Consider the following 11890-nt stretch of genomic DNA (forward strand, 5'->3'; position numbering starts at 1 on the left):
CATGGCAGATTTTTTTAGCGAATGGTGGAGCACCGCAATTGCTGTGTTAACTGGCATTAGTATCCTTGCATGTGGACTCCTATTATGGTCTCAATCCAAAGTGAAAGTGAAAATTGGTGCAGACGGCAAGCCATTGCCCGCCGAAACCACGGGTCACGTTTGGGATGAGTCGTTGATGGAACAAAACAATCCATTGCCAAAATGGTGGATGTGGTTGTTTTATCTGACGATTGTCTACAGTATCGGTTATCTGATTGTGTATCCAGGTATGGGATCTTACAAGGGCACTTTTGGATGGACGCAAGAGGGTGCTTATCAGAAGGAGATGAAAGATGGCGAAGCGCAGTACGGTCCATTATTTAATAAGTATCTCAACACTGATGTGAAACAAGTTGCGCTAGATCCACAAGCGCGTGAAATTGGTCAACGCTTGTTCTTGAATAGCTGCGCCCAATGTCATGGCTCGGATGCCCAAGGTGGCAAAGGCTATCCAAATTTGACGGATAGTGATTGGTTGTACGGCGGCGCGCCAGAAGTCATCAAGACGACAATTCAAGAAGGCCGTCATGGTCAAATGCCGCCGATGGGTGCAGCTTTAGGTGGTGAAGATGATGTGAAAAACGTCGCCAACTATGTGATGAGCTTGTCCGGTGCAGCACATGACCCAATCAAAGCGGCAATTGGGAAAGGTAAATTTGGTGTATGTGCGGCATGTCATGGTGCAGATGGCAAAGGAAATCAAGCAATAGGCGCGCCGAACTTGACCGATAAAGTCTGGTTGTATGGCGGTGGTATCGATAATATTATGGAGACCATCAACAAAGGTCGTGGTAATCAAATGCCAGCGCACAAGACCATCTTGACCGATGCAAAGATTCATCTGTTGACTGCCTATGTGTGGGGTTTGTCGAACTCGGGATCGACTGTATCAGCGGCTGATGCCAATGCCTTAAAACAGATTGCCAGTGCATCTGTCGTGGCGAGTGCAGAAGTCGCAGCAGATAGCAAATAAGTACAGAGTAAGCACATAGTAAGTACATAGTAGTTTTAGTATCAATGCGCAAGTCCACCTCAGTTTTCTTAGGTACCTGCGTTTGTGAATGAGAGTAAGAATGCCTGCAATTGATCGTAGGCAACAAGGAAGGCAAAGTAGTTCGATATGAAAAAAATACCCATTATTCCGGTGCCTGTTGGTGAAGCCGAATTAGCTTTATTTGAAGAACGAAAAAAGATTTATATGCGTTCTCAAAAAGGTTGGTTTCAATCTTGGCGCTGGATTTTGGTGTTTTTTACGCAGATCTTATTTTATGGTTCTGCCTGGCTAACATGGAATGATAGACAGGCAGTTTTATTTGATCTGGTTAATCGTAAGTTCTATATTTTTGGTTTGGTCTTATGGCCGCAAGATTTCATTTATCTAGCGGTGCTGTTAGTGATTTCTGCATTAACGCTGTTCTTGTTTACTGCAATTGCCGGGCGATTATTCTGTGGCTATGCTTGCCCACAGACGGTGTACACCGAAATATTTATGTGGGTGGAAGCCAAGATAGAAGGCGATAGAAATGCGCGCATGAAATTGGACCAAGCACCTATGTCGGCCAATAAATTTCGCCGTAAGTCGGTTAAGCATTTTATCTGGCTGGCGATTGCACTTTGGACTGGGTTTACCTTCGTTGGTTATTTCACACCCATTCAAACTTTAGCCAGTGAAGTCTTCTCATTTAACCTCGGACCATGGGAAACTTTCTGGTTCTTATTTTATGCTTTTGCTACCTATGGTAACGCGGGTTTCATGCGCGAACAGGTATGCAAGTATATGTGTCCATACGCACGCTTCCAGAGTGCGATGTTTGATAAAGATACCTTAATCGTCACCTACGACACTGAGCGTGGCGAGCCACGAGGTTCACGCAATAAGAAAGTCGATTTCAAAGCCGAGGGTTTGGGATCTTGCGTTGACTGCGGAATATGCGTCCAGGTTTGCCCAACCGGAATTGATATTCGTCAAGGATTGCAATATGAATGTATCGCTTGTGGTGCATGTATCGATGGCTGCGATCAGGTCATGGATAAAATGGGCTACGAACGCGGTTTGATTCGCTATACCACCGAACATGCATTAACGAAGAAGATGAGCAAGGAAGCGATGTGGAAACGCGTCTTCCGTCTGCGAACCTTGGTTTATGGTGCGGTGTTGGGCTTAATTATTTTGATCTCAGCAGTTTCGTTAGCATATCGCGTACCGTTGAAAGTCGATGTGATTCGTGATCGCGCGATGCCTAAGATAACCGAAGTTGGTGCAATTGAAAACGTTTATCGCCTGCAAATTATGAATACGCAGGAAACTGCGCGACAGTTTTTTATTAGTGTGAAAGGCGTGCCAGGCGCCATGATTGTGAATGACGCTCAAGTCTCAATAAAAGCGTCAACAAGTCTGGCGTTTCCAGTGCGCGTCAGAATTCCAGCGGGTGCCGCACCAACTGGCTCTAACCGGATACGATTTGTGATTTCCGATAGCGAGAATGCTAATGTATCGGTGACTGAGAAAGCAGTTTTCTTAGTCCCTAAGTAGTTAGAGCGAAGTAGCAGTAAGTAGAGATAATTAAGCGTAGTCAAAGTTAGCGAATAAAGAGAGTGAAGCTAAATAGCGTGAAGCGACTAACTTAAAACTAACTCAGTGAAGTGAAACGAAGGAAATGCCATGAATACAGGAATTTTGACGCAGCCCGTAAAAAAAGATCTTTGGTATAAAGAGCCGTGGTTGCTGTTAGTTGTTGGCGGCCCTTTGATCGTTGTCTGTGCGAGTCTATTTACCGGGTTTATTGCATTTCGTGGAGCGGATCAGGTAGTGGCGAAAGATTATTATCGACAAGGCCTCATGATTAATACCAATTTGCAACGCGATGCAAAAGCACGAGAAATGGCACTGCAAGCTGGCTTGCAATTAGATATCGCCAGCAAAAAAATTGTGATGCAATTGAAATCAAAGCAGGCCTTACCGGATTTAGTTCAGTTAAGTTTGGCAAGTTCCGGTGCTGCGAGTGGATCGGTCGAAGAGGTGATACGCCGTCTACCGCTTAAGCCAATTGGCGATGGCAGATATGAAGCGGATTTGTCACAGGACAAAAAATTTGAAACAGCAATTCAATCCGGCGTACTTCATATTCTGCATGTGAAACTAGAAACCAATGATTGGCGATTAACCGGTGATTGGCTCGACCCAATGCAAAGAAACTTAGCACTATCGCCGTCACGTTAGTAGATGATTGAAGATCCTTGTATTTGGAACTTTCGAATGAACTTTTGAACAGACTCTGAATATCGCGTTGGACGAGTAAAAAGTGAATAGTAGGTAGTGAATCATGTGCAAAGGAGTGAAGTTTGGAACCTAGCAATCTACAGCAAGAAAAAACCTCAGTGCGTTCCATGTTAATGGTCGTATTGTGGCCTGCATTCTTAATGGCCTGTGTCGCCACAGGTATTTTCTTTAGCTTAGTTGATCCGATGGAGTTGATCGTGCTCGATGAACGCTTGCACGTACACATGTTGGGTGCATACACGATAGGCTTTTTAATTTTCTGGGTCTTAGGCGCATTCTCTAGTTGGTTGACGGCTTTACTTTTGCAAAAAATATCTTAGACACCAATAGATAAAAGAGACACAAAATGCCTATCCTAGAACCCACTGCAAAAGACAACCTGGAAATTTCTGAAGAGTTAATTCGACGCTTTGACTCTTTGGGGCCACGTTACACGTCTTATCCAACGGCGGATCGTTTTCACGCTGACTTCACTGAATCTTCGTATATTCAATACCTGAAACAGCGAAATCAGGCGGCCAATAAACCGCCATTGTCTTTGTATATTCATATCCCTTTTTGTGCATCGCTTTGCTACTACTGCGCCTGCAATAAAGTGATTACCAAAGATCGTAGTAAGTCCGCCATTTATCTCGCTTATTTGGCAAAAGAATTGCAGATGGTGAAGCAGCACTTAACGGCACGAGAAACGATTTCGCAATTGCACTTGGGCGGTGGTACACCTACCTTTTTGAGTGAAGACGAGATGCGCGGCCTGATGGCGATGTTGCGCGATAATTTTGATTTTGCGGCAGACGCTGAAATCTCGATAGAAATTGATCCACGTACTGTCACTGCAGAAACGTTGCAATTGTTGGCCGATGTAGGATTTAATCGCACTAGTTTGGGTGTGCAGGATTTCGATGAACAAGTGCAAATCGCGGTGCATAGAATTCAACCTTACGACATGGTGGAAAAATGTATTACGCAGAGTCGTGCCGTTGGCTTTCAATCGATTAATTTTGATTTGATTTATGGATTGCCAAAGCAAAGTTTAGAAAGCTTTTCGTGCACCTTAGATCAGGTCATTTCTTTGTCGCCAGCGCGTATCGCTTTGTATAACTACGCTCATTTGCCTACGCGCTTCAAGCCACAACGTCGAATTAATGAGGCCGACTTACCTTCGGCTGAGCAGCGTTTACAGATCTTTTTGATGTCCTTGCGTCGATTGCTGGCTGAGGGTTATGTATATATCGGCTTAGATCATTTTGCTAAACCCGATGATAGTTTAGCGCTGGCGGTAAAAGACAAATCGCTACATCGAAATTTCCAAGGTTACACCACACGCGCAGACTGCGATCTGGTTGCCTTGGGCTTATCGTCTATCGGCAAAATCGGTGCATCGTATGTGCAAAATCTTCGTACTCTGGATGAATATTACGCAGCACTTGATCAAGGAAAACTGCCAGTCGAAAAAGGCTTTCACTTAAGCGAAGATGATTTATTACGCCGTGAAATCATTATGGATTTGATGTGTAGTACGACTTTGGATATTTCTGCGATTGAAAAAAAATACAGTATCCGTTTTGCAGAATATTTTCAAAACGAACTCGCCAGAGTGCAGTCATTTGCGGATGAGGGTTTGATGAAGATCAGTGATTCCGCCGTTAGTGTGACCTCTAAAGGGCGGATGTTTGTGCGTGCATTCAGTATGGTGTTTGATCAATATCTGTCTCGTCAAAGTGGTGCAAAATATTCTAAGTTGATTTAATTATGCTGACTCTTCCGCTCATTTTAGCCGCGCTGTCGGCCGGCTTGATCGGCGGAGTTCATTGCATAGGTATGTGTGGTGGGATCGCCAGTATCTTAAGCAGATTGCCACGCTCGATTTTATCTTCTCAAACACTTTCTGCCAAATCCACCAAGGTGATCGCCATCGTGCCCGATGCTTCATATCAGGTGCAGCAAGCAGTGCAAGGCAAACAAGATTCTCCGTATTCGCAAAACGCAAATCAAGTGCCCTCGCAACTAGCAAAAGATCGCGCAAAGAATTTGCTTTATTTGTGCTATTTGCATGGCGGGCGTCTCAGCACCTATATGTTGATAGGCGCGATCTTTGGTGGTTTTGGTGCTGCCAGTTTGCGTTGGAAAGCAGACTTTCCTGTGAGCACAGGCTTATTCGTGATTGGCAACCTGGCTCTGATTTTACTAGGCTTGCGATTGCTGGGTGTGCGCATGTTTTCAGTATTTCCGAGTTCTTTGACTGAAAAAATTCAGCACGCATATGGCTTGTTGATGCCAAGTCTACAGAAAGGAAGTTCACATCCTTATTTGATGGGAATGACGTGGGGCGCCTTGCCTTGTGGCTTGTCGTATGCGATTGCGCCATTCGCATTGTTGTCGGGCGCTGCGTGGTCGGGGGCGGTGTTGATGTTGCTATTTGGTGTGGCGGCACTGCCGCATCTCTTATTGGCGCAAACCATTTCTCATCGACTGAACCGACAGGGAAGGATGCGTGGAATTCAAATACTATTTGCGGTGATGCTATTAGTCTTGGGCGGCATGGGCCTATTTTATTTTGATATGAAAAATATGCCGGATATTTTGTGCATCACCCCGCAATATTAGGGGTTTAGACAGGCTATTTATTCAGATCTAGCAAGGTCGCGAAAATCTCGTCGGCGGTCTTCACTACCTTTGCAGAAAATTCAAATCCTGCTTTGTATTGAAGATTATTGGTCAATTCTGTGCTCAGATCCGTCCCACTCGCATCCGCGTTACTATTTTCTGCATTGCTGTTGATTGCTGCTAAGTCTTGTGCAGCTTTACTGATGTTGACACGCACGCCACCATTTGCATTTTCTTGAAAGCTAGCAAGTTGTGGTTGATAGCCTTTGGTCTGGGCATTGGCAATATTGTTCGCACTACTATCCAAGGCACCTTGATAGGCTTTCATGCCAGAAATGCCAATATTAAGACTGGAAATTGCCATGATGATTACTCCTGCAGGTGCTGATCTGTGGACTCAAAAATGCACACAAATACATATACAAAGACGCTAAATTTAAGGCCATCACTAATGTATTCAGCATAGCTGGATTTTTAGATGAATGCTGATTTATTCTTGGCTTTTTGCACGATTCGTGCAATTTATTTCACGGTAAATTGCATGCAATACAAATGTTATTAATCAATTGTCAGGGTTCGTGATCATTTGATCTAGTGGAATTTGTATTTGAATTTGTGTGCCTTTTCCGACCGTACTTTGTACCTTGAACTCACCATGCAATGCTTTGATGCGCTCACGCATGCCTACCAAACCAAAAGAGCGGGTTTTATTCATCGCACCTTCTTCTATGCCTCGCCCATCATCACGTATGGTGAGCGATAGTGTGGTGGGGGCGCGCTCGAAATGGATTTCCACATGGCCCGCTTTTGCATGTCGCGCTACATTGGTCAGCGATTCTTGAATAATGCGAAAAATCGCCGTGCTGCGATCATCATCCAGCACTAATTGTTCTTCGTCCGCAATTAAATCGCAGTGCACGCCATGTCGCTGAGAGAATTCTTTTTGTAAGCTTTGTAGTGCAAAAAATAGTCCACCTTCATCCAATGCGCGTGGTCGCAAGTCTGTCGCGATTCGACGCAAGGTAGTAATTGATGTCAGTAATAATTGATCCATGCTAGCGACGGTCAATCTTGATTTTTCTGTCATCGATTGATCGCGTTGTAGCAAGGATAAATCCATCCGTAGCGCAGCCAATAACTGACCAAGATCATCATGTAATTCCCGCGCAATATGTTTACGCTCTTCTTCACGTATGCTCTGCAAAGCCGATGACAATTGACTGAGCTCGGAGTGATATTGAGCTAATTTTTCTTTCGCGATTTTACGCTCGCTAATGTCACGGAAAATCACCGTATAAAAGCGTTTATCATTTTCCATTAAAGTGGAAATTGATGCTTCGATAGGGAACTCATGACCGTTCGCATGCAGCCCAGTGACGTAGTAGTCATCGAAGCTAGTTCCCATCTTGCGGCGGGTCGTACCGCGTTCTCCAAATTGTTTGACGTGGGTATTGTGCACTGCTCTATGCCGCATGGGGATCACGGCATCAATTGAAGTACCAAGCAAATCTTCGACAGCATAGCCAAAAATAGTCGCAGCGGCAGGATTGACCAAAATGATCTTGTGCTGGTCATCGATTGTGATGATGCCATCCATCGCCGTTTCGATGACGCCGGTTAAGCGTTGTTTATGGATGAGTAATTGGTCGGCTGCTTGTTGTAAATCATGCGTGCTTTGAATTAAACCGGAGTAGGGAGCGTGAATGTTAATTCCCACCATGCCGCGATAAATCGCAAAAGCTGCTAATACTTGAAATAAATGCCCAATGACGACAAAAATTTCATCTGGCAAACGATAGAGCGAGAAATAGGTTTCTGAAATTGCCATCATGGCAGCGGCAAAAAAAAGCAAGCTACGTTTGATTTTAAGATGGCCTTCTGAATTCACACTATCTGGTGATCTGATCCTTCGATAAAACAAGATTGCAGTGAGCGCGTTGGTGGCGACCAACACCATTTCGCAATGAATCTTGAAGGCGGTTTGTCCCAAGTCTTTCAAATAGGTAGCTGGCAAGATTTCTGGAAAACGAAATACAAGATAAGTGAGGGCGAAAGTGGCAAATAAGCCGAGGATGACGCTGACGATTGATCGATTCTCGGAAATGTCAGAGTCTTTTGATTGCAGAACCAGACCCAGCAAGGTAAAACTGATTAAGTAACGTGATAGCAGCCAGAAACTGAGTGACTTGTGCATATCAATCGCCCCCGGAAATCCCGGCATGCCTTGAAATGAAATCGCATGAAAGAAACCAAATATTGCTGCGTTGAGAAACGCTACTGCCAGAATCAGGCTACTGAGTTTGCGTAAATTGCCAAACGCATTCCAGCACACAATAAATACGGAAGCGAAAATGATGATGGTGGCGGTTTCCAGAGCAGTATGGATTGTCAGCGCGCTTGAAATTTTGATCTCTGAGAAAAGCGCCTGCTGGGACCACAGATAGGTGGATAAAACAAGCAAGGCCATGCTAAGCCAGGTGAGACGCTTTAATTCTTTGGGACTAGTATTTTTCATGTTCGACGCATTGTTTATTCATTATTGTTGAGTCATCATTGTTTATGCATATTGCATATTGGGCAGAGCTAAATTGTATGCTGGTGCGGGCTTGCGTGGATTGAATTTTCTATCGCCAGTTCGGATCAAGAGATCCCTGCCGACTAAAACGTTTAGAAAAAAATGATAAAAAGCCCGATAAGGATCGGGCTTTCTCATTTTCTTTGCGCTTCTTCGCGTATCTTTGCGTTTCTATGTGCGACTAAGTTTAATGCGACATCAAGACAGGGATAGTCATTTTTTCCAAAATAGTTCGGGTTGTACCACCCATGATCATTTCTCTAAAGCGTGAATGACCGTAACCACCCATGACTAACAAATCCGCACCGAGTTCTTTGCAAGCAGCAAGAATGGTCGCGCCTGTTCCATGTGTGCCGAAGCGTGTTGCTACTTCGATCTTGATGCCGTGGCGAGCAAGGTAAAGCGCGATATCCGCACCGGGCTCTTCGCCATGTGCTTCCCCTTGTTTTTCAGGATTGATGATCAATACCTGAACTGATTTGCTCAATCTGAGCAGTGGAATGGCATCGGTAAGAGCACGTGCAGCTTCGCGACTGCCATCCCATGCAATCACCGTATTTTCGCCAAAGCTCTGTGCCTCTGATGAGTGCGGAACAACCAGTACCGGACGCCCTGAATTGACCACCATGAATTCCGGAAAATCAGACATCACAGAAGGCGAGGGTTCGTCACGATTTGTTTGACCGATAATGATTAAATCAGAATAACGGGCACGTAATCCTAAACCGCCATTCGCCTCATCGTTCGCAATCAAACATTCGGTGGTTGCAATTCCTAATCCCGCGCTGGTTTGTTTGAAGTGCTCGATCGCCTTTTCTGCTCTTTCGCGTAAAGCCGATAAATGCAGCATGATATTGGGATCGCCAACGCCGAGATCAGTGCTTTCGAAAATATAGCGTGAAATGCCGGTGAGTGCGATTCCAGTCAGGTGCGCATCGAATTGGCTGGCAATCTGATGCGCTAGTTGTGTACGTTTCAGAGAATTTTTGGATTCATCGACGTGCACCAGTATGGTTTTATAAGTCATACGCTACCTCACCTTAAGTTTGAAGAGTACGAAGATTATGAAGAATAATCAGTTGAGCGCTGCCGCCAATTCTCCATTCCACTGCGGGAGCAAGTTTTTATTGACCAAAGCAGTCACTTTTTCGCTTACTTTAATCCTAGCTTTGGCTGGAGGCAAGCGGCGCAGTGTTTTTAGTGCGACGGGGTCAATCAAATTAATTTCACGTTGCTCGACCGATATCAAGCCTAACTCATTGAGCGCTGACAAAGTACGGCTAACAGTTTCCAAGGTCAATCCTAAATAGCTACCGATTTCCTGACGAGTCATACGTAAATTAAAGCTGCGGCCAGAGTAACCCATTTGATTGAAGCGTTCACCCAGATTGGTCAAGAAGCGTGCTACTTTGGCTTCTGCGCTAAGAGCGCTGAGCATGCTGATCATCATTTGTTCGCGCACGATTTCGCGGCTCATGACGTTAAACATCGCTTGTTCAAGTTCTACATGTACCCGACCTAATGCGGTAAATGTTTTGTACGGTACCAGAATCATGTCGCAATCACTCAGGGCGATTGCCTCTGATGCATAGTGTTGCTTATGAATGCCATCGATGCCGAGTAAGTCACCTTTCATAGGGAAACTCAATACTTGCTCATTGCCATATTCGTCAATATGCACGGTCTTCAAGAAGCCTGAGTTCACGATATACAGTGTATCAAACGCTTGTCCGATGCGATGTATGCGTTGACCAGCTTTGAAGCGGACATGTTGAAATACAGTATCTTCTTGATCGGCGGTAGCTGGTGCGGGAATGGCGAGTAAATCACAAACTTGACGTAGGTTAGACCACAGGCTTCCCTGTTGACGCCATGCGCTGTCCGACATGGTAGAGATATCGGCAAAACGAGTTGATTGGGAAAGCGTAGATATGTTTGACATGATGTACTCTCTTTAATTTAAATTTCGAAACATTTAATTCTGTTCAATACTGCTAATTCTGTTCAATACTGCTTAATTCGATGGGCATAGCTTTATGTGCTCTGAATGGGAAGCTGCCCTTTAATGCAAGTGACCGGAGCCTTGCCATCGATGCAAGATGCTGGGTATTTGTTCAAAGTCTGTCGATTTGTCCAGAAAGCTATCGGCGCCTGCGCGTAAAGCTTGCATGCGATTCGCTTCACTGGAGTGATTGGTCAGGACGACGACTCGGATCTCTGGGTGTGAGTGTTTTATTTTTTTGAGGAGAACCAAGCCGTTGCCATCACTGAGCTGAATATCGAGAATCATGGCGTCTGCATGCGCTGCCACTATTTTGTCGTAGGCGCTTGCGATATCTGGACTGATACCAACGATGCTGATGTCTGGTAATTCTTCAATAAACCGCACCAGGCGGTTTTGAATTAAGAGAGAGTCTTCTACGATAAACAAATTCATGGCGCGATTAATTGTGAGGACAAGCTTTGTTTGCATGTGTCCATTATGGAGAGTCGCGCGTTTGATTTAAATCAGTGTTTGCTGATTTGAAGTGTGGGAGTTTGCTCTTGCTTTGTAGGAATATTCCTAGCGGCTTCTATGTGCGGGAGCTGGTCTCGTTGATTCAGTGAGCTGCCAATGAGCAAGGAAGGGATGGGTGAAGTCTAGAACTGAGGGAAGCATTGAATAATACTTCCCGCTATATCAACTAGCTTTAGTTCAGCAAGTGATGCGTCATGGCGTACTGGACTAATTCCGAAATTGATTGGAGTTCCATTTTTTGCATGATACGCGTTTTGTGCGTACTGACGGTCTTGACGCTCAAATGTAGTATGTCACCAATTTCAGTGATCGATTTGCCTTTGGCTAAATGACAAAAGACTTCAAATTCTCGATCAGATAAAGCACTGTGAGTTTGATTGTTATTGGCCGAAGGCATGGCGGACATTGCTAATTGTTCAGCCACTTCCATGCTGATATACGGACGTCCAGATGCGACTTTTCTGAGTGCCGTCACTAACTGCATTCCGGCGCTTTCCTTCGTCAGATAACCGTTCGCCCCAGCGCGGATTGCACGTACCGCATATTGTTCTTCTTCATGCATGGTTAGAATCAAAATTGGTAATTTAGGAAACTCTTCTTTGATCTGGTGAATAAGATCGACGCCGCTGCGACCAGGCATGGAGAGGTCGAGCAATAACACATCAAATTCCTCCGAGCGAACTTTGGTGATGGTATCGTGTCCATCGATCGCTTCACCTATCACTTGTATGTCCTCAATCCCATCAAGGATGCGCTTTAGTCCTTCGCGCATGATGGTATGGTCGTCGGCGATCAAAAGTCTTATCATAAATTGCTATCTCTTCTAGAAATGTATGGCCTGCTTTGCTTGATTACTGGGAATGAGTTTCTT

Annotated in this window: 12 protein-coding genes; 6 read left to right on the forward strand and 6 right to left on the reverse strand. The window is 44.9% G+C overall.

Annotated features, from left to right (window positions below):
- Position 1: 1 nt before the first annotated feature.
- The 6 genes from ccoP (at position 2) to H8K55_RS15220 (ending at position 5926) form a co-directional block, all read left to right on the forward strand.
- On the forward strand, positions 2–1012 hold the full coding sequence (ccoP, locus tag H8K55_RS15195) for a cytochrome-c oxidase, cbb3-type subunit III (RefSeq protein WP_186942913.1): 1011 nt from the start codon (positions 2–4) through the stop codon (positions 1010–1012).
- 147 nt (positions 1013–1159) lie between these two features.
- Entirely contained in the window at positions 1160–2572 is a 1413-nt protein-coding gene (gene ccoG / locus H8K55_RS15200) for a cytochrome c oxidase accessory protein CcoG (RefSeq protein ID WP_186942914.1), read from the forward strand.
- A 129-nt stretch (positions 2573–2701) separates the two neighbouring features.
- On the forward strand, positions 2702–3259 hold the full coding sequence (locus H8K55_RS15205) for a FixH family protein (RefSeq protein WP_186942915.1): 558 nt from the start codon (positions 2702–2704) through the stop codon (positions 3257–3259).
- Positions 3260–3381: 122 nt separating this feature from the next.
- Positions 3382–3639, forward strand: coding sequence for a hypothetical protein (locus tag H8K55_RS15210; protein WP_230408648.1), 258 nt, complete (start codon positions 3382–3384; stop codon positions 3637–3639).
- A gap of 26 nt (positions 3640–3665) precedes the next feature.
- Complete coding sequence (gene hemN, locus H8K55_RS15215; RefSeq protein ID WP_186942916.1) at positions 3666–5069, forward strand: oxygen-independent coproporphyrinogen III oxidase; 1404 nt, start codon at positions 3666–3668, stop codon at positions 5067–5069.
- 2 nt (positions 5070–5071) lie between these two features.
- Entirely contained in the window at positions 5072–5926 is an 855-nt protein-coding gene (locus tag H8K55_RS15220; protein ID WP_186942917.1) for a sulfite exporter TauE/SafE family protein, read from the forward strand.
- Positions 5927–5939: 13 nt separating this feature from the next.
- Here H8K55_RS15220 and H8K55_RS15225 read toward each other — a convergent pair whose 3' ends face one another.
- From H8K55_RS15225 to H8K55_RS15250, 6 genes are all read right to left on the reverse strand, one after another.
- Positions 5940–6290: a flagellar basal body rod C-terminal domain-containing protein gene (locus H8K55_RS15225; RefSeq protein WP_222612493.1), complete on the reverse strand. Its 351-nt coding sequence runs from the start codon at positions 6288–6290 to the stop codon at positions 5940–5942.
- Between the two features lie 198 nt (positions 6291–6488).
- Entirely contained in the window at positions 6489–8441 is a 1953-nt protein-coding gene (locus H8K55_RS15230) for an MASE3 domain-containing protein (RefSeq protein WP_186942918.1), read from the reverse strand.
- A gap of 247 nt (positions 8442–8688) precedes the next feature.
- On the reverse strand, positions 8689–9528 hold the full coding sequence (locus H8K55_RS15235; protein WP_186942919.1) for a universal stress protein: 840 nt from the start codon (positions 9526–9528) through the stop codon (positions 8689–8691).
- 48 nt (positions 9529–9576) lie between these two features.
- Positions 9577–10389 carry a Crp/Fnr family transcriptional regulator gene (locus H8K55_RS15240; RefSeq protein WP_186942993.1) on the reverse strand — a complete coding sequence of 271 codons (813 nt, stop codon included), beginning with the start codon at positions 10387–10389 and terminating at the stop codon, positions 9577–9579.
- A 174-nt stretch (positions 10390–10563) separates the two neighbouring features.
- The gene (locus H8K55_RS15245) at positions 10564–10938 is read right to left on the reverse strand and encodes a response regulator (RefSeq protein ID WP_186942920.1); all 375 of its coding nucleotides are present in this window, start codon (positions 10936–10938) and stop codon (positions 10564–10566) included.
- Positions 10939–11191: 253 nt separating this feature from the next.
- Positions 11192–11827, reverse strand: coding sequence for a response regulator (locus tag H8K55_RS15250; RefSeq protein WP_186942921.1), 636 nt, complete (start codon positions 11825–11827; stop codon positions 11192–11194).
- Between the last annotated feature and the right edge of the window lie 63 nt (positions 11828–11890).

The sequence above is a fragment of the Affinundibacterium flavidum genome (assembly GCF_014284175.1).
Taxonomy (GTDB): Bacteria; Pseudomonadota; Gammaproteobacteria; order Burkholderiales; family Burkholderiaceae_D; genus Undibacterium; species Undibacterium flavidum.

What these genes read in the sequence shown, in the direction of transcription:
- hemN (WP_186942916.1), top strand. Translation starts at nt 3,666, where the DNA reads ATGCCTATCCTAGAACCCACTGCAAAAGACAACCTGGAAATTTCTGAA.
- H8K55_RS15245 (WP_186942920.1), bottom strand. Translation starts at nt 10,938, where the DNA reads ATGAATTTGTTTATCGTAGAAGACTCTCTCTTAATTCAAAACCGCCTG.
- H8K55_RS15230 (WP_186942918.1), bottom strand. Translation starts at nt 8,441, where the DNA reads ATGAAAAATACTAGTCCCAAAGAATTAAAGCGTCTCACCTGGCTTAGC.
- H8K55_RS15205 (WP_186942915.1), top strand. Translation starts at nt 2,702, where the DNA reads ATGAATACAGGAATTTTGACGCAGCCCGTAAAAAAAGATCTTTGGTAT.
- H8K55_RS15220 (WP_186942917.1), top strand. Translation starts at nt 5,072, where the DNA reads ATGCTGACTCTTCCGCTCATTTTAGCCGCGCTGTCGGCCGGCTTGATC.
- ccoP (WP_186942913.1), top strand. Translation starts at nt 2, where the DNA reads ATGGCAGATTTTTTTAGCGAATGGTGGAGCACCGCAATTGCTGTGTTA.
- H8K55_RS15235 (WP_186942919.1), bottom strand. Translation starts at nt 9,528, where the DNA reads ATGACTTATAAAACCATACTGGTGCACGTCGATGAATCCAAAAATTCT.
- H8K55_RS15240 (WP_186942993.1), bottom strand. Translation starts at nt 10,389, where the DNA reads ATGTCGGACAGCGCATGGCGTCAACAGGGAAGCCTGTGGTCTAACCTA.
- H8K55_RS15250 (WP_186942921.1), bottom strand. Translation starts at nt 11,827, where the DNA reads ATGATAAGACTTTTGATCGCCGACGACCATACCATCATGCGCGAAGGA.
- H8K55_RS15225 (WP_222612493.1), bottom strand. Translation starts at nt 6,290, where the DNA reads ATGGCAATTTCCAGTCTTAATATTGGCATTTCTGGCATGAAAGCCTAT.
- ccoG (WP_186942914.1), top strand. Translation starts at nt 1,160, where the DNA reads ATGAAAAAAATACCCATTATTCCGGTGCCTGTTGGTGAAGCCGAATTA.